The 20,077-nt window shown below is 43.3% G+C and carries 8 protein-coding genes and 1 pseudogene; all 9 read left to right on the plus strand.

The annotated features are described in order from the left end of the window. Positions 1-6 precede the first annotated feature (6 nt). The 9 genes and pseudogenes from HMPREF0663_RS03620 (at position 7) to HMPREF0663_RS03655 (ending at position 20,067) form a co-directional block, all read left to right on the plus strand. Entirely contained in the window at positions 7-2,223 is a 2,217-nt protein-coding gene (locus HMPREF0663_RS03620) for a CotH kinase family protein (RefSeq protein WP_231375163.1), read from the plus strand. Between the two features lie 19 nt (positions 2,224-2,242). Further along, positions 2,243-2,492 (plus strand): annotated as a pseudogene (locus tag HMPREF0663_RS11900) (phage integrase SAM-like domain-containing protein); the annotation flags it as partial. Positions 2,493-3,004: 512 nt separating this feature from the next. Continuing rightward, complete coding sequence (locus HMPREF0663_RS03625) at positions 3,005-6,241, plus strand: SusC/RagA family TonB-linked outer membrane protein (protein ID WP_004368843.1); 3,237 nt, start codon at positions 3,005-3,007, stop codon at positions 6,239-6,241. A gap of 9 nt (positions 6,242-6,250) precedes the next feature. Continuing rightward, positions 6,251-8,080 carry a RagB/SusD family nutrient uptake outer membrane protein gene (locus HMPREF0663_RS03630; RefSeq protein ID WP_004368845.1) on the plus strand — a complete coding sequence of 610 codons (1,830 nt, stop codon included), beginning with the start codon at positions 6,251-6,253 and terminating at the stop codon, positions 8,078-8,080. 19 nt (positions 8,081-8,099) lie between these two features. Continuing rightward, entirely contained in the window at positions 8,100-11,141 is a 3,042-nt protein-coding gene (locus HMPREF0663_RS03635) for a SusC/RagA family TonB-linked outer membrane protein (protein ID WP_004368846.1), read from the plus strand. 5 nt (positions 11,142-11,146) lie between these two features. Next, positions 11,147-12,901: a RagB/SusD family nutrient uptake outer membrane protein gene (locus HMPREF0663_RS03640; protein ID WP_004368847.1), complete on the plus strand. Its 1,755-nt coding sequence runs from the start codon at positions 11,147-11,149 to the stop codon at positions 12,899-12,901. Between the two features lie 145 nt (positions 12,902-13,046). Beyond that, the gene (locus HMPREF0663_RS03645; protein WP_143150384.1) at positions 13,047-15,062 is read left to right on the plus strand and encodes a glycoside hydrolase family 71/99 protein; all 2,016 of its coding nucleotides are present in this window, start codon (positions 13,047-13,049) and stop codon (positions 15,060-15,062) included. A 160-nt stretch (positions 15,063-15,222) separates the two neighbouring features. Next, the gene (locus HMPREF0663_RS03650; protein ID WP_004368849.1) at positions 15,223-16,767 is read left to right on the plus strand and encodes a T9SS type A sorting domain-containing protein; all 1,545 of its coding nucleotides are present in this window, start codon (positions 15,223-15,225) and stop codon (positions 16,765-16,767) included. A gap of 162 nt (positions 16,768-16,929) precedes the next feature. Then, positions 16,930-20,067 (plus strand): glycosyl hydrolase, encoded by a 3,138-nt coding sequence (locus HMPREF0663_RS03655; RefSeq protein ID WP_231375165.1) that lies wholly within the window; start codon positions 16,930-16,932, stop codon positions 20,065-20,067. Positions 20,068-20,077: the final 10 nt, after the last annotated feature.

The following is a 20,077-nucleotide window of genomic DNA, read 5'->3' on the forward strand; positions in this document are numbered from 1 at the left end:
ACTAACATGAAGAAAAGATTATTGATATCCTGCGCAGCTTGTCTGGCCTGCCTGTTTGCAACAGCCCAACAATGGGATAATTATAAAAGTAGCCTGCGTAATCGGTATGTGAAGATTTCGAAGACCAATCTGCCAATTGTATTCATCGATGTAGGTGGGAATATCATTCAAAGAAACACCAGAATACTTGCTCGTATGAAAGTAATAGACAACGGAGCAGGGCGGTATAACTACGGCGACACGGCGGCCTACCCCAACCAGACGGTGGATTACGAGGGATATGTGGCACTGAAATACCGAGGAAACTCATCGTTTAACAACTCTGACAAGAAGCCCTATTCTTTCAAGACATTGAAAACGAATGTACTGCCTGATAACGGAGGCAAGAAAAAGAAGGTAAAATTAATGGGCATGACAGCAGATAATGACTGGGCATTGTTGGCGCCTTTCTCTGATAAAAGCATGATGCGCGACGTGTTGACCTTCGAGCTGGCCCGACCATTTTACGATTTCGTGCCTCATGCGAGATATTGCGAACTGATATTGGACGGCACTTACTATGGCATTTTTATACTTACCGAGCGCCCTACGAAAGGAAAAGGACGATTGAATTTGAATGATCCGGGAGCGGTAGACGGCGATCTGACGGGCGATTATCATGTAGAAATCGACCGAAACGATGATCCTTATTATCCGTCCAAGTACCATCCGTTAAACGGAAAGAATGGTTCTGTGCTTGCCGATAAAACCATTAAATATCAGTATAAGGATCCGGAAGAAGAAGATTTTGCGGAACTTCCTGCGGGTACCCAAGCCGCTTTAAACAGTGAGATAGACAAAATGGAGGATGCTTTCCATGCAAGTAACTATAATGAGGCCGACGGCTACCGGAAGTATATCGACGTGACATCGTTCATAGACTATATGCTTGCCACTGAATTTGCGTTCAATATCGATGGTTATCGCTTGAGTACAGGCCTTTATAAGTATAGTTCGGCACGAGCAAACAAAGAGGGTAGCGACGCAAGATGGAAGACTCTTTTGTGGGACTTCAATATTGCATATGGCAATGCCGACTATTATAACGGTGAAACTACTAATCTTTGGCAGTACGACTTTAACAGCAGAGAGCCGTCGGATGGAGAACTTGTTCCGTTTTATTGGTACAGATTGCTGGATGATCCGGCATATATAGCAGAGATGAAAATCCGTTGGAAAGAATATCGCGACGGCTCTTATGCAGATGAAAATATCGTTTCGAAGATTGATTCCATCGCTTCATTGCTGACATCCTGCGGTGCTATGGAGCGTAATCAGCAGGCTTATCAGATTATCGGCAGGAAAGTATGGCCGAATTATTATAACGGTAGCACTTATGCGGCAGAAGTGGAATACTTGAAGGAGTGGATAAAAAGACGTCTGCAGTTTATGGATAAGGCGCTTCTCCCGCACGAACAAAGAGCTTCCGAACCGGTGATGGTGAAAGCAGGCAGCTATACCGACGACATTATAGCAGAAACTTTACCAGCACAAACCTCTACCACAGCGCCTGTAGACCGTGATGTGCGTAGTTTTTATTCAGCAAAGATAAAAGCGGAAGGTGGACTGCCTGTAGACCGTATGATTACCTCTTCTTACGAGGAAATCAAATATCGGTTGGCGCCTTACGACGGTAATAATGTCATCAGACTGCAGGAACAAGGTAAGTCGACGACGATAGAATTCGAGAAACCATTTAGTACAAGCCTGTTATACATGCTTGCTACCAGCGGTGGAGGAACTTCTATTGTAAATATAACCTTGAACTATGCCGACGGCACATCATCTCCGATGACAACACTCGAGATACGCGATTGGTCTGTAAGAAATCCGCAAGGTACCGAGGCGGTAATCGGATTGGGCAATATCAACCGTGACAGCGACGTGATGAGTACCGACAATCACTATTGTCTATTCGATCATTCGATACAGGCCGATAAGAATAAAACGATTATTTCGGCCACCATCACGCTGAACAATGATGCTATCGCTTCGATACTTGCCTTTTCTAAGATCGCGGAAGCATTCACCGATATTGTTCATGTGACAGAAAAAGAAACGATAAAGTCTTGTGCCATAACTGGAATTTTCTCGGTTTCGGGCATAAAGCAACAGAGTCTACAAAAAGGACTTAATATCATCAGATACAATGATGGTACTGTTCAAAAGGTGATGGTGAAATAAGTTTCTTTTCGAAAAATAATACTCACTCTATGAGTTTAGCATTAAATCCGACTTGATAACCAAAGACATGATGGAACACTTTGTTGAATATCTGCAATCAAGAAGTGTGTGTGAAGGGGCAAAAAGCATCTATCAACGTTTTAAGAAAGTTGTGCGTTATGCCATTGACCATGAAATGATGTTAAAGATATTTGTAAGGTATGATGTGTAAGGCGGATGAGCAGACTTTACAAAAAGATGTGTTATCAATGGATGAAATCCAATTCCTTAATCCAATACCATTGTAATATCTCTTTTAGTTGCGTACTATCAATGCAACTTTTCTTTCTCTGAATATTACCAATGAGAATATTGTTGATCTACATAATGCAGTAATTCAACACTTCTTGGATTTTGTCAAGATGTATTTTAGACTGTTATCTTCCATATTGTTATTTCTAAGGTGAATTATACCTGTAAAGATAATATTATAAGGGAAGATAATATTGAGAATTGACAGAAAACAAACAAGGACAAAAGTAATATTAATAAGATTATAACTCGTTATGCTAATAATCATGTATGCAGGCATTTATATTTCATTAAATACATAATAACCGCTTCCAACCTGCAAAATATGATAAATCTGTTAATGACTTTTGAAACATTTGAGGCATAGCCTGTACTGCACTATTACAATATATTTGGAACAAAGATATAAATAATTAAAACATTTGAAAAGCAAAAAAAACTTAGAACAAATTACCTTTGCAACCAGAAAACCTAAATAATTCAAAACCTCATGAACATCAACCACATGTTTAAGAAACGAATTCGTGGCCATACTGGAACGGAATCGTACGTTCCACAGAAGACTTTCAGCCATCCCATAGGATATTTATTACTCATCTTTATGATTTTATTCTGTACGGAAATCTCCGCACAGACACAATCTGCATCGGGTATTGTGACAGACAAAAACGGTGAGCCGCTTATAGGCGCCATCGTAAAAGAAGTAGGAACAAAGAACATGTCGGTTACCGATTCCGACGGCAAGTTCAGTCTCAACATATCAAAGAACAAAGCTATACTGGTATTCACTTATCTTGGATATACGGAAATTCAAGCACCGGCATCCGCTCATATGAGAATAGCAATGAGCCCCGAATCGAAAAATTTGGACGAGGTTGTCGTAGTAGCCTATGGCGCCCAGAAGAAAGAGACCGTGACAGGCTCCATTGCATCCATCGACGACAAAGAGATCATGAAGAGTTCCTCGCCGACAGTTGCAGCAGCCATAGCCGGAAAGATCCCCGGATTGACAACTCTTCAAAGTAACGGCGAGCCGGGTAGGGACAATGTAACGATGTATCTTAGAGGTGTTGGCACAACGAACGGTGCCACCCCGCTGATTCTGGTTGACGGAGTACCACAGGAGAGCATTCGCGCCATTGATGCAAACGAAATAGCAACACTCTCCGTGCTCAAGGACGCATCAGCAACAGCTGTATTCGGCGTAAGAGGTGCCAATGGCGTCATCCTTATCACGACCAAGCGAGGTGAAAAAGGCAAGGCAACGGTGCATGGCTCAACGACATATTCGGTGCAGTCGTTCGTCAGAATGCCTAAGGCGTTAGATTCTTACACCTTTGCCACACTGAATAACGAAGCCCGCTCCAACGAAGGCAAGGCCGTAGAATTCAGCGAGTCAGATCTGGAAAAATTTGCCATGTGGCAGAATGGAGGCCCTACTAACCCCGACGATCGGTACTGGTATCCTAACACAAACTGGCAAAATATTATCTTCAAAGATCATGCTTCCATGACCAGAACCAATGTAAATATCTCAGGAGGTACTGACCGTGTACAATATTTTGTCAATGCGGGTTACCTCTATCAAGGTGGTATGTACAACACAGAGTCAAAAAAACAGTTAGGTTATGATGCCCAGTCGAAAATGAATCGGTATAATTTTCGCTCAAACCTCGACATCAACATCAGCAAATGGGTAAAAGCCTCGGTAGACCTTTCAAGCTTTATAGAGAAAGTAAACCGCAACAACGGCGTGCAAGATGCTATGTGGGCTGACGCATTGACAGCACGGCCCACAGCCCCCGGACCAACCACTGTTTCTAATTATCTTGTCTACGATGGTGTCAACTACCGTCAGGCAAAAGCCGGTCAGGTACTTTTTGATCCTGCACAGAGCGCAAGCTCCTCTTATGGTCAACTCAACCGCAGTGGTTACAGCCTCGCCACCAATTCCGGCGTCAACGCCACAGCCAATGCTACGCTTGACATGGGATTCCTCACGCCGGGCCTTTCTCTGAAAGGACAGGTATCTTTCATTTCTAAGTCGACAAGCGTTACCACTGCCGCAAAGTCGTTTGTGCTTTACTACTATACACGTGAGACTAACGACGAGCAAAAGGTTCCTTACTATACCTTCAAGGGGCAAGATGATGAGGACGGCCAGATAAGTCTGTCAAAATATACCAACAGCAATTGGTTTCTGAACGCTCAATTACAGCTCAATTACGATCACATCTTCGGAAAGAAACATGACGTGAAAGCCATGCTACTTCTACAGCGTGACAAAGAGGAGAAGGCTAGCACCGACCTTTATTATAATATGGTAGGTTTCTCATCCCGCTTCACATACGCTTACGACGGCCGCTATATGGCCGAAGTCAACATGGGTTACAACGGTTCTGAGCAGTTCAGTCCCGACCATCGATTCGGTTTCTTCCCCGCGTTCTCAGTAGGATGGCTTGTCACTAACGAGCACTTCTTCCCTCAGAACAATATCTTGAACAAGATGAAACTCCGCGCTTCCTACGGTAAGGTCGGTAACGACAAGATGGGCAGCGGCAGATTCCTGTATCTGGATAACATCAGCTCAAGCGGAAGCAACTATGACTATCTCTTAACGATGCATAGCTTGGGTAACGGTAAGAAAATCAGCATCTCTTATATTGGCAACAAAAACCTGCAGTGGGAAACAGCATGGAAACAGAACTACGGTATTGATCTCACATTGTTTAAATACCTAAATCTTACCTTCGACTACTTTCGAGAGAATCGTGACAATGTACTTATCAGCCGCCATACCGTACCCATGATCGGTGGACTTACAAGCAGTCAGTTACCCCGCGTAAACATGGGTAAGGTAGAAAACCATGGTTATGAGGCCACTTTGAACCTGATCATGCCCGTTACCAAGAATATTCTGTGGAGCCTTAATGGCAATATGAGCTACAGCAAGAATAAAATCAAAGACTTTGACGAAGCCATTTACGGTGAGGATTATGCTTACCGCACCCGAAGTACAGGCTATTCCGTAGGACAACTGTGGGGATACGAGATTGACTATTCAAAAGATATGAACACAGGGCGTGACGGAACAGGATATTTCTATAGTCAGGAAAGCATCAAGAAAAGCGGACTTACTTACGAGATAGGAAATCCTCTCCCTGGTGATTTTATATACAAGGACCTTAATGGTGACGGAAAAATTAATAACCGTGACATTGCTCCAATAGGATATTCATCGGTATTGCCTCGCATTACCTTCGGTTTCGGTACGAGTATTGAATTATACGGTTTCGACATCTCCATCATGTTCCAGGGCGTTTCCAAATACTCAAAATATTACTCTGGCTGGGGTATTTTTGAAGAGACCGGTGGAAAGTACTTCACAGACATGCATTTAAACAGATGGTCAGCAGAGCGCTACGCCAACGGTGAGAAAATAACCAGCCCGAGACTGGCCAATTCAACCTCTACGAGCCACTGTGCCAATTCCTATTACATCATGGACGCCAGCTACATTCGTTTAAAGAACTTTGAAGTAGGCTATACGCTACCCAAGAGTATTACACGCAAAATCAAGTCAGAGAATATACGCTTCTATTTCTCAGGTGATAACCTGTACACATGGACACACTTACGGACAAAAAGCTTTGACCCCGAGCAAAATAGTCTGCTCACGTATCCCATCATGAGAAACTGGAATTTCGGCTTTAACATACAGTTCTAATCTATATATATGATGAAGAAAATAAAGAAATATGTGAACTACATAAACCTGTGTTTTCTGATAGGCATGATAACAGCATGTAGTGACACTCTGAATATAACCCCTGACGGTCGTTTAACCATGAAAGATGTATGGGCTGACCCTGATCTTTCAGCGCAGTTTATGAGTAATCTCTATAACAACATTCCGCACAAAGGAAGAAGGTATTTCTGGTTTGACAACTACCCTATTGCCCTAAGCGATGAAGCTTGGTCTAACGACGATGTTGAAGGACACGGCGCCGTACTTTGCTATAATGGTCAGGCAAGTGCCTCTTTGCACCCCATTGACTACGAGTATCATGACAGATTTGATGCCGACTACTGGGTAAAATACTGGCAGCAAATACGTTTGTGCAACATTATGCTCGAAAATATTGACCACTGTGCACTTAATAAGGAAGAAGACCGTGAAAGATGGCGCGGAGAGGCTTATACCCTGCGAGCATACTTCTATCTGCAACTTATTAAGTGGTACGGTCCATTACCTTTGGTAGACACCGTACTTCCCACCGACTTTGACTATAGCAAAATGAGAAAGGCTACGGGTGTAGAATGCTGCAAGGCTATTGTAGACGATTGCGAAAAGGCATTATCCTCAGGTATGCCATGGCGCATTACTGCAACCGATGAAAAAATGCGTGTTACCAAAGCCGTAGCGGCAGCCATACGCTCAGAGGCCGCTCTACTGGCTGCCAGCAAGATATTCAACGAAAATAACAACTCTGAACTCTGGAAGTATGCCTATGAGAAGAACGAAGATAGTTTCAACCAGTTAATCAGCAATGGCTACGAACTATACACGACACTGCATAGCACCAACGGAGAATATCCCAACGCATACTGTGAGTATTTTTCACTACTGTTGGATGATGCCCTTTCAAATAACCCCATTGATAAAGAGACAATTTGGGAGAATGACTTTGTACACGAGCCGTATTATTATGTATCCGGATGTCCTCTCCAGTCAAACTACATGACAGGAGATGTACCCTCACAACAGTTGGTAGATGCCTATGATATGTTAAAGACCGGAAAGCCCGTACTTGACCTATCGAAGCCATACAACGATGAATGCTGCCTATACCCCAACTACAATGAAGGCTCAGGATATAATCCAAACAAACCTTACGATGGTCGTGATCCGCGTTTTTACGCTACGGTAAAATATGACGGCTCTAAATTACAGGTTGGTGACGAGATTAAAACGATAGAGACCTATGAAGGCGGAAACTGCTCACGCATGGATGCCAGCCGTACACATACCCGTACAGGATACTACCCATGTAAATATGCTTACTATCGGTCGAGTACAAAATATGCCGGTCGTGACGGAGGTTGGAAATACTATCGATTGGGAGCCGTTTATCTGAACCTTGCAGAAGCAGCCATTGAGGCAGGACACATAGATGAGGGACTAAGACTTATCAATGACATCCGTCATCGAGCTGGTTTCTCACCATCTGTTGACGTTACCTCGTCAAGTCAGGACGAAGCCCGCCTGCTCGTCAGGCATGAACGTCAGGTCGAACTCGCATGGGAAGAATATCGCTTCTTTGACATGCGTCGATGGACCGCTACCAATGAAAACCTTGATAATGAAAAATTTCTGACAGGAATGAGTATCAAGAAAAAAGGACTTAGAAAAACTTATACTCGTATATTAATCGGCACGACCGACTCTTCTAAGCCCAGCAAGATGAGCTATGAAGCCAAATGGCATTGGCTACCTATACCTGCAAAGGAGGCAGCTCTGATGGAAACCAAGACGGGTGTTAAATGGCAGAACGAAGGATGGTAATAAAAAACAAGAATCGATTATGAAAAAGAATATTAGGTTTGCGCTTCTTGCTACAGCTCTTGCATTTCCTACTACTATGATCGAGGCGAAAACCGTTAAGGGTATTGTGACAGACGAACAGGGAAATCCCTTGTCAGGAGTAGTTATTGAAGTTCCTAGCGAATTGGGATATTTTACAACAAATACTGAAGGCATATTTGACTTGAATATCAACAATGACGTCAGGATCCTAACACTCCGCTATCGCGGATACAAAGACACTAAGGTAAAAGTTTCAGAAGACGGAAATGTAAAAATCGTCATGAAAAGTGACCAGTCGCTATCTGACGAAATGATAGACGTTGCTTTGAACCGCAAAGAACGCCGAGAGACCTATACAGGAGCTGTCTCAACGGTAAAGTCTGATGTTATCAGCAGAACACCATCCATTGGCTCCGACGTCACACTAGAAGGACATCTAGCCGGTGTCACACAAATGCAGAATTCAGGGGTAGCTCCAGATGACGGAACAGCATATTACATAAGAGGATTCAACTCTTATACGGGTAATGCCATTCTTGTCGTATTGGATGGTGTTCCGTCGCCCACGCTATCTATCAACTCCCTTGATCCCGGAAGTATCGAATCGATCACCATTTTGAAAGATGCTGCCGCAAAAGCACTTTATGGTCCTGTAGGCGCACAGGGTGTTATCCTCGTCAATACGAAAAAAGGCATATCAGGGAAAAACCAAATAAATGGCAACGCCAACTTCTCGCTGACCTCACCTACTTATCAGCTCTCTACGCGAGATTCTTACAGCTATGCTACCCTGCGTAACCAAGCTCTGATAGCAAACGGATTACCCAAAGCCTTCAACGACAACGAGCTACAGAGTTATCAGGACGGTACGGGAACAGACAATCGCTGGACCGATATCCTACTTAACCATCCTGTGGTCGTACAGAATTACAATGCCAACATCAAGGGCGGAAACAACCGTGTACAATTCTTTGTTCACGGCGGATACATACATCAGGGAAGTATTTACAAAACCAACTTTGACAGCGACAAATACGACCCCACCAATTCCTATCAGCGTTTTTCACTTGTTTCTAATGTAGACGTAAACGTATTTAAGTTTCTTAAAGCCTTCATCTCAACTAACCTGAGATACTCAAACAACAATCAATCGGCAGAAAGTGTATCGAGCATTTACAACGAAATAATCAGGCAACCTGCCACCTTGATCGGACCTACGACTTCCGATGGAAAAGTACTCACCAACGAATATTTTGGAAACCCTGCCTTTGGACAGATTAATCGGACGGGACAGTACACGTATAGGACAACGAATATAAATGCCAACTTCGGTCTCGATCTCGACATGAGTTTCATTACACAGGGACTAAGTACACGAGGGCTGATAGGTTATCAATCAAATTATTATGACGTGTTCAAAAAAAACCGTACCTATGCCCGCTACACATATGACAATACAGGGAATCTCGTGATAATGGGCTCTTCAATAGATAGCCCCATCAGCATCGCCAAATATACGAGCACATTCTATTTCATGAACATTCAGGCTTTCATCGACTACAAGAGAACGTTCGGCATTCATAGCGTAGAAGCCACGGCAGGTTATCTAGCAGAGGACCGCATCTCCGATGGAACCAGTAGAAACTGGAGCCTACCTATGAACAGAATTTCCTGGAACCTACATGCGAAATATGGATTACTTGACCGATATTTCATCCAGTATGATTTCAATCATTCTGGTTCTGAGCAACTCAAAAAAGGTAACCGCTTCCACTCTTCGAATACCATTTCTGGCGCATGGGTAATTTCAAAAGAGCTATTTATGCAGAAGGTCAACTGGTTGAACATGCTCAAACTCAGGAGCTCATACGGAAACCTAACCTACGACAACTTTTATTCTATTGGACGTTTCCTATATCTTGATGACATACGCAACGAACAAGGCGCAGGTGTCATCAACAGCCTCTACACGGCAGCCCTTATCAAGGAATATCAGCGAGGAAATGCCAATCTGCACTGGGAACGCTCCAAGCAGCTGAATATTGGTGTGGACTTCACTCTCTTCAATGCCCTTTCAGTATCATTGGATTACTGGAACAATCAACAGACCGACATGATTGTCCGAAGTGAAATTGTTCCTGAACTCCTCGGAGTATCTAATTCTTATCTGCCATACCAGAATATAGGAAAGATGAACAATAAAGGTATTGATCTGAATATCAATTATCTAATCAAGAAAGGAAAAAACCTGATCATAAACTTTAATGCCAACCTTGGCTATAACAGAAATAAGGTACAGAATATAGATGAGTTAGACCTCTCTGCCGACAATTATGCTTATCCTTATCGTAGAACTGGCTTCTGCCGTGGTCAGAGCTTCGGTTATGAGATCGACTACAGCAACGGTAATGGTTTCTTTAACAGCAAAAGCGAGATTATCAATTCTGGCCTTACTTATTCAGGAACCGCACCCCGTGTCGGTGATTTTATCTACAAGGATCAGAACGGTGATAAAGTAATTGACGAACGCGACTACGTTCCACTTGCTTCTACGAAAGCCGTACCATCTGTCGCCTACGGATTTGGCACTGACGTGACGTACAAAGACTTCGATCTCCACATATTCTTTCAGGGCATTGGCGATTATGCAAGAGTATATAGTGGGCTCGGTATCTATGAAAACCAGTCTCAAGGTGTGTACAACACCCATCATGAACACGCGTGGACGGCAGAGCGCTATGCAGCAGGCGAGAGCATTACCTATCCCACCCTTACAACGACTACATCTTCCAACCTTGTCTCTAATAGTTTCTTCACTTCCAGAAGCGACTTCCTCCGTCTGAAGAATCTGACCTTTGGTTACAGCCTTCCACACAGTCTAGTAAAGAAACTCCATCTCGAAAAAATCAGGGTTTACTTCAGTGGTGAGAATCTCTTCACAACAACAAAGTTAAAGTTCAAAAACATAGATCCCGAAACAGGAACAGTAGGACTGCCTATCAACAAAATATACAATTTCGGTCTTAATATAAATATCTAATCGAAATGAAGAAATTACATAACAAACTTATTGGCGCCTCTGTTCTGCTGACATGTACCATTTGGTCGCTATACGGATGTACAGATGTGGCAGAGCATCCCGATGGTCGTCTCGACATGGAAGAGGTGTTTACTAACCCTACCCGCGTGGCGGGATACCTGAACAGTTGTTATATCGGAATCACAAGAGCACGTGGTGACAACTACGGCAATTACACCATGCTTGCCAGCTGTACGGATGAGGCACATGACGTAAAGGATGTTATCGGTAGCGTAGCTTCTTTATGGAATAACGGCAGTGCAAACGCATTCAGCAATCCGCTTGCCGCACCTGAGATATGGAATTATTATGAATATATTCGTTGCTGCAATGTATTTTTGGAGCACATTCCTACAGCACGAACCTACAGCGAGACTGAGCGTCAAGGCTACGAAGGACAGGCATACGGATTGAGAGCATATTACTACCTGTCGCTTATCAAGAATTATGGCGGTGTACCCCTCATTCTGAAAGATACGAGAGATGATAACTTTGATTATTCCTCTCTCAAGCGTAACACCTTCAGCGAATGCGTTCGTCAGATTATATCCGATTGCAGGCGCGTTGTTAACAACAATATTCTTGGTTACCACTCTGGCGGTTCTGATGCCGAGCGCTCTATGATGTGCAAGGGCATGGCTTATGCCATCATGTCAGAGGCCGCTCTATATGCTGCCAGCCCACTCAACAACGACGGAACGCTCGACTGGAGCGAGGCTGCCAAACTCTGCAAGGAAGCCGTCGACTCTCTTGAAGCGCATGGCTATTCTCTTTACAAGGCAAGCACAAACGATGGCGCCAGCTACAATGCATATGACGCTTACTTCCACTCAAAAAGTGACGTAAAAGGAATATCAGATCCAGAGACTATTCTTGAGGCCCGTAACCAAATGGACATTTGGAAATACCAGGGTATGCCCATCATCTCTGGCCAGACCTATGCTGGCTCGTGTCCCTCACAAGAACTCATCGACTCCTATGAAACTATTGACGGCAAGCAACCCATCTTAGGCTATAGCGACGAGACTCACCTGCATCCTATCATCAACACGGAGGCAACTTTGTATGACGAACACAACCCCTATGCTAACCGTGACCCGAGAATGAGAGCAAGTGTATATTATCATGGAGTACCAACAGTTCCCGAAGGCTCCACATTAGTTAGCACAGCTGACAATGGAAACTGTGCCATATCCCAGAACAATGTAAGATATACAAGAACAGGATACTACCTACGTAAATATATCAACTGCAACTCGAACAGGACATTAAACAGCGACGGTTACTTCAAGATATTCCGCATGGCTGAAATGTACCTCAACTATGCAGAGGCTGCCAACGAAGCCACGGCGTCAGTAGCTCCCAACGAAGCTGTAGACGCCGTGAACAAAGTGAGGTCACGCGTGGGGATGCCTAAGATACCTTATGGTCTCTCTAAAGAAGAATTCAGGACAAAGGTAAGACACGAGCGCCAGATAGAGTTAGCTTTCGAAGAACATCGCTTTTACGACGTAAGACGCTGGAAGATACTGGACGAGACCGGCAAGATTATTACCGGCATGAAACCCATTAAAGAAAATGGAAAAACAACGTTTGAAAGATTCGTTGTTAACAGGCGAAACGCTTACTCAGATAAATATTTGAGATTCGCCATACCTGGAAAAGAAGTTATCAAATTAAAAAACAAGACGGGCCTTAATTTCCAAAATGAAGGCTGGTAATTTATTTTAAATTAAGAACTAGAAGACAGGTCGTATCTTTACGATGCGGTCTCTTATCTTCCCTCTTATTATAAAATTTAAAAGAATGAAACATTATCAATTTATTATCTTAACAGTATTTTTTCCCCTGTTCACCATGAATTGCATGGCTGACGACTGGGATACTTATCCAGACACATGGGTAGCCGTTGACGAACTAGGGCGTGAAGTATACAGTTCTGATACACAAGGTATAACTGCAGATAAAGAGAACGGTCATGGGCATGTCGTTGGATTGTTTTATTACCTATGGCACGGTAGTCATCTGATTAACAATACCGGTCAAATTTACGATGTTACGGAGATATTAAAAAAGAATACCGACAATCCACAGTGGGGCCCTATACATGAAATGCACTGGTGGGGACGCCCTATACTCGATTATTATAAGGCAGGGGATCCCTTCGTCTTAGAAAAACATATGCAAATGATATGTGATGCAGGTGTCGACTTTCTTTTCTTTGACGTGACAAACGCATTTACATATCCGGAAGTTGTCAAACAGATAATGCAGGAGATTGACAGACGGCAAAATTTAGGCATGAAAGTGCCCAAACTCTGCTTTATGGTTCACTCATTTACTCAAAACACAGTTCAGAATCTATATGATGATTTCTACTCAAAGTCACAGTATGACAAATACTGGTACACATTCAAGGGAAAACCTCTAATCTTGGGAAACAAGGCAGAGGTCACCAGTCAGACACTGCTAGATCGTTTTACATGGCGTAATTCATGGGCGTGGATGAACGGTGCGAAATCGGATGAGTGGTCATGGTTAGAATATTACCCGCAGGCACCAGGATGGAGCGGAACAAGACTAAATAAAGAGCAAATATCTGTCAGTACAGCGCAGCATTCTTCAACAAAAGTAGGTAAAAGCTATCATAACGGCACAGAACCGCCCTTACTTCCCAATGCCACAACTCTCTATACTGGTCAGGGGCTCTACTACAGTGAACAATGGAAACAGGCTCATAAGGTAAACCCTCAACACATTATGATCACCCAATTTAATGAGTGGCAGGCGATGAGATTTATTGCAGGTGGAAGTGACGGTTTCGGCGTCAACGATGTACGCCCATGCGGTAAGCATGTCAACGGAGAATCTGTATTCGTAGATACCTATAATGCAGAATTCAATCGTGATATTGAACCTTCTCGTGATTCTACTATGCGTGATAACTACTTGATGCAAACCATCAGTAATATCCGACAATATAAGGGAGTGAGAAATATTCCAATTCCCTCCCCTGCTAAGACGATCACGTTAAACGGGGATATGGCCCAATGGGTAGATGTGGAACCAGAGTACCGAGATGACAAATGTGACGTGGTACACCGTAATTATCAAAACTACACAGGATATACTACTCTCGAAAATAAGACGGGACGTAATGACTTCATAGTAGCCAAGGTGACAAAAGATACCAAAAATATCTATTTTTATATTCAAACCCATGACAATATAAGCAATCTTACAGCATTCACAAAACAGTGGATGATGCTCTATCTGAATACCGATACCTGTTACAAGACCGGCTGGGAAGGATACGACTATATGGTAACCCGCGACAAAGTTACCCGGAAATACTCTCTAATGCGGAACATTAGCAACCAATACAAATGGGAAAATCTCGGTGAGATCACCCGTTATGTGGAAGGCAATAAAATGTATTTTGCAATCAGCCGCAGTTTGCTTGGGATGGATGGTGGAAAAGAATGTGACATTGATTTCAAATGGGCTGATAACACACCTGATAATCCTAATATCCTTGATTTCTATATAGACGGTGACGTAGCCCCCAACGGTCGATTCAACTACCGTTATAAAGGCTCGGCAATCTCTACCACCAGTATAAAAAATATCAATGTAGAGCAGGACATCATCGCGAACATCCGCTCCTGCCACTACAAGAACGGAAAAATCCAATTAAATATACAGGCTCTGAATGATGGCAAAAGTTCTATAACTGTATACAGCCAGAATGGAGAATTAATTAGTCGCAAGAATTTACGCCTCATCCATGGTGACAATGCCGTTTGGCTGAATGCCTCCCGTCAACCTGTCATCGTACAGATCACTCAAAACGGAAAGTCTAAAATTTGTAAGGTCTTGTAGAAAATCCTCACTTTTGTCGACCTGTTCTAATAATGGTGGTAAAACATATTAACGACAAAAAGATATTAATAAGAATACCTAATATTAACAACGTTGTGGGAGGACATAAAAATCATCTAACAACTATTGAACATTTATCAACTTAAAAATCAACATCATTATGAAAGCAAGATTTACATTAATTGCAGCTTTATTTTGCCTGTTCTCAATGAATGTTTTTGCAAATCGTAACTATTATGTCAGATTAGATCTGAGTGACGACTTGACCAAAGACGGCTGGATGTTAGCTGGAGGAACAGGAGAAGGAGAAGCTGGTACAGGTACCATTATTACTGCCACTAGCTCAACCGTGACCCTCACAAAAAACTATTCCGATGTCATTGATGCCGCAAAGGCATACCGTTGCCTGCTCAAAGGGGTTCAGGTTGGAAGTGACAATGCCACCGTTAAAGTGGTATTAGTTGGCGAAGATGGTATAGAAGCCACCTATACGAATACCAGCAAGTTGCCAAATGACGCAGAGAAGACCTTCGATGTTACTCTACTTAATCAAGGTAGCATCACCCCTGAAAAAGTAAAAACTATAAAGATTATCGTCGACGGACTAGTAGAAGATGCTTCCCTTGTCATCAATCATCTTGAGATACAAAGCGATTGGATCTACCCGACAGTCAATGGTGTACTCGGTTCAACGACTCGTGTTGAAGCTGAGGATATAGACGAAGGTGCCGATCCTTCATTCGGATTAGGAACCACATACTATACCACCATGTCAGGAACAGACATGTATCAGCCTTGGCTTAACCGTAAGGTTACTATCCAGAGTAACGCTGATGACTACAACCACTACAGCAACCATTGGGCCTTAATGAATATGGGCGCGGATGACTGGACTGGAAACAAATGGACCAAAGAAGATGCATGGACCGTGGAGAATTGTGTAAGATACTTCGGTAACTGGTATAATTACACCGTCAAAGTAGAGCAGGACTGTGATGTAGATATTACGATGGGTGTAGGATGTCACTGGGGTTCTTATCAGACAATCGCCCAGATAGGCGTACAGGAGAATAACGCTTCTTGCACAGCCACATTAGGTTACAATTGGGTTAAACATTACATTGGAGCCTATACACTTCGACTTGACGGACAAAATCTCAAAGGAACACAAACTAAGCACCCAAATATCTTAGACTGTGAAGGTGGTATCAATGAAGAAACCTGGAAAGCTCTCATCGCCGACGATTCTAAATGGCGTAGCTCACAAGTGTTGAAAGACGGTATGACTACGAACAATGATACCGTATGGGTTTGGCCAAACCTGAACAATGCCGCTGGCAGCATTTCTTCATGGTGGCCTATGCAGACTGACCAGCCCCAGTACACAACCGTCCACCTGACCAAGGGAGAGCACGTATTTACCATGCAAAGTTATGCTCCTCAGTTTTCATTTGACTATTTTGATATCAAGGTTGTGAATAATGGCCCCACCAGTATTGCTGCACTTATTTCCCCAGAGCATCAGGTCATCCGTATGGGACCAGACAAGGCAGAATGGAAAGACAATGCAAGCTATCAGATTTATGAGCTTACGGGACGCAGAGTCGCTCAGGGAATTGGAACCGAAGCTGACTTCTCTAAAATGGCTAATGGCGTATACATCCTTAAAGTCGGAAAGGCAAAAGTCAAATTTATTAAGAAATAAGTTAAAAATCTATGAAAAGGAAAGTGGGGCTACCAAGAAAGCACCCGCTTTCTTCTCTTTTATTCTCTTTACTAATATATGAGACGATTTTTAGTCAATATTCTCTCAATCTTTTTTTTCTCTCTGATTCTTCATGCACAGGGTAACGACAGTTATTCTCTCATGAAAAATACTTTTGCCGTCCCGAAGAACATTACCACCTCCTGCTATTGGTATTGGGTGTCAGGAAACATCAGTAAACAAGGGGTAACAAACGATCTCAAGGCTATGAAAAAAGCCGGAATTAACCGGGCGTTTATCGGAAATCAGGGCCTCTCACCTGAGGACGATCCTCGTGGCACCGTAAAGATACAGTCACAGGAATGGTATGAAATTATACATACAGCCATGAAAACCGCTTCTCAGGAAGGCATTGAGATAGGAGTATTTAATGGCCCGGGCTGGAGCCATGCCGGTGGCCCGTGGAACAAGCCAGGGCAGTCCATGCGTTTTCTCGCGTCCCAGCATGCCATTGTAAAAGGAGGAGAAAAGCAGACCATCACATTCTCTCATCCAGATAATTGGCTGGAGAATGTAAAAGTATTGGCTTTCAGACGCAAGCATAGTGCTGCACGTATTCAGTCTGGGATAGATCATTTGTCTGCTGACGGCGTTGATGATATTGCCGCACTTTTTGACGGCTCCCAAACAACAGTATCTGGATTCAGCACCGATATTCCAACTTTCTATGTCAAAGCCTCGAAAGATAAATTTCAACTAAGATCAGTACGTATAGAGATCGCCTCACCGATAAAGGGAGATATCACAGTCAGCGTAAAACGCAACGGGAAATATGTAAATGTAGCCAATCGTCCACTCGACAGGACGAACATGATGATTGAGATCGGCTACTACATACAAGCTCCCATTGCCATCTCTATACCCGAGACAGAGGGAAATGAATTTAGGCTTGATTTCCATATCAACAAAGACTGCAAGCTTCGTGAGATTACCCTCTCGGAGGACCCTATCGTAGATAATTTCCCCGACAAGATATTAGGCAAGATGGTTCAAATACCTTTACCTACATGGAACGACTACAAATGGAAAAGCAATACAGACTACGAAGATAATAATGTAGTAGCAGAAAAAGACATCATTGACATTACATCTAGTCTGTCAGCCGACGTGCTAACATATACGTTCCCTGAGGGTGATTGGGAAATTGTACGTACCTATATGGCTCCCACCATGATTACCAATGGCCCAACTATTGCAGGAGACGGAAAGGGACTCGAGGTAGACCGGTGGAACCATAATGCCTTGAAACACCATTATGACAGTTTCATTGGCGACCTGATGAAACGTATTCCTGCCTCTGACCGTACCACATGGAAAGTGCTCGTCTGCGACAGTTATGAGAAGGCTACCCAAAACTATGGCGACGACTTCATGGAATATTTCAAGGCACACTTTGGATATGATCCTACACCCTACCTGCTCACCTACGATGGTATCGTTGTAGGAAGTACGGAGAAGAGCGAACGCTTTCTCTGGGATCTCAGGCGTATGATTGCTGACCGGCTTGCCTATGATCATATTGGCAGCCTGCGCGACTTAGGCCATCAGGACGGTCTGAAACTATGGCTTGAATGTTATGGTCACTGGGGATTCCCCGGAGAGTTCCTACAATATGGTGGACAATCTGACGAGGTAGCCGGTGAGTTCTGGAGTGAAGGTTCACTCGGTGATATCGAAAACCGTGCGGCATCATCTGCTGCACACATTTACGGTAAAGGAAAAGTTTCTGCAGAATCGTTCACCTGTGGACCACCAGAATTCTCACGCAGCCCTAGATATATGAAACAACGCGGCGACAAGTTTTTTACCGAAGGCGTCAACAACACGTTGCTTCACTTAATTGTTTCACAGCCTAACGAGAATTCATTCCCCGGATTCAACTGTCCGTTTGGTCAGGAATTTAATCGTAAAAACACATGGTACAGCCATCTCAACCTATTCACGGACTATCTAAAACGTTGCAACTATATGCTGCAACAAGGACAATACGTGGCTGACGTTGCTTATTTTATCGGTGAAGATGCCCCTGTCATGACAGGAATTACCGAACCCAAACTACCACAGGGATATCAATATGACTTCATAAACGCCGAAGTCATAAAAGACAAGCTAACCGCAGGAGAAGATCACTTGCTTAAACTTCCCTACGGCAATCAATATAAACTACTTGTACTTCCACCACTCAAAACCATGCGACTGGATATGCTTCGTCGTCTCAAAACGCTAATTCTGAATGGGGCCGTTGTCCTCGGTCCGAAACCGCTATGCTCTCCAAGTTTAAAAGACTGGGGAGCCGGAGACGCTGAGATCAAGGCTATTGCTGACGAACTTTGGGGACATGGAGATCCTTTCTGCGGAATGAGACGAATAGGAAAAGGTATTTTGTTTACTGGCTATGAGATTGACGATGTATTCCGCATTATCAATAATCATCCAGACGCATCGTTTATCGGAACAAAAGACGTAAAATACGCCCATACGTCGAACGGTAATACCGACATATATTTCATAGCCAATCAAACTGATAAACCAACCGAGTTCATTGCCCAGCTACGTATAACGGGCAAACAGCCTGAGCTATGGACGCCCACAGACGGGGCCATACGACAGCTGCATTCTTTCAGTCAGGAAGGAAAAATCACATCCATCCCCATGCGACTGTCAGGAAACGAAAGTGCTTTTATTGTATTGGCCAAGCCTGCAAAAGTCGTACCCATATCTTTGGATATCAACAAGAATTATCCCCGAGAGAACATTATCAAAACGATCGATTCACCATGGAACGTTTCATTAAGGTCAATGGTTTACAACGGAAAGCGTATCATGTTGAAACAACTAATTGATCTTAGTACTAGCGACGATGAATATGTAAAATATTTCTCTGGAACATCAACTTACAAGACTCTTTTTACGGTATCCGGCTTAAAACAAGGCCTTCTCTATAAATTAGACCTTGGCAAGGTTTATGAAATGGCTAAAGTGAAATTAAACGGGCAATATGTAGGCGGCGTATGGACATCACCCTATACAATAGACATATCCAAATATCTCAAAAATGGGAAGAATGAAATTGAAATAGAGGTCGTAAACAATTGGATGAACCGCCTCATCGGCGATCGCCAGAAACAGGGAAAAGACCGGAAAACATTCTGCAGCCATGCTACATACGACGGAAACACTCCATTGCAGAGCAGCGGATTGATAGGGCCCGTAAGAATCTTAGAGGCTAACTTGAATTAATTTTTTTCAT

Source organism: Hoylesella oralis ATCC 33269, from assembly GCF_000185145.2.
Classification (GTDB): Bacteria; Bacteroidota; Bacteroidia; order Bacteroidales; family Bacteroidaceae; genus Prevotella; species Prevotella phocaeensis.

Excerpts from the sequence above, each read along its gene's own strand:
- HMPREF0663_RS03655 (WP_231375165.1), top strand. The coding sequence starts at position 16,930 with ATGAAAAATACTTTTGCCGTCCCGAAGAACATTACCACCTCCTGCTAT.
- HMPREF0663_RS03650 (WP_004368849.1), top strand. The coding sequence starts at position 15,223 with ATGAAAGCAAGATTTACATTAATTGCAGCTTTATTTTGCCTGTTCTCA.
- HMPREF0663_RS03645 (WP_143150384.1), top strand. The coding sequence starts at position 13,047 with ATGGCTGACGACTGGGATACTTATCCAGACACATGGGTAGCCGTTGAC.
- HMPREF0663_RS03640 (WP_004368847.1), top strand. The coding sequence starts at position 11,147 with ATGAAGAAATTACATAACAAACTTATTGGCGCCTCTGTTCTGCTGACA.
- HMPREF0663_RS03625 (WP_004368843.1), top strand. The coding sequence starts at position 3,005 with ATGAACATCAACCACATGTTTAAGAAACGAATTCGTGGCCATACTGGA.
- HMPREF0663_RS03620 (WP_231375163.1), top strand. The coding sequence starts at position 7 with ATGAAGAAAAGATTATTGATATCCTGCGCAGCTTGTCTGGCCTGCCTG.
- HMPREF0663_RS03635 (WP_004368846.1), top strand. The coding sequence starts at position 8,100 with ATGAAAAAGAATATTAGGTTTGCGCTTCTTGCTACAGCTCTTGCATTT.
- HMPREF0663_RS03630 (WP_004368845.1), top strand. The coding sequence starts at position 6,251 with ATGATGAAGAAAATAAAGAAATATGTGAACTACATAAACCTGTGTTTT.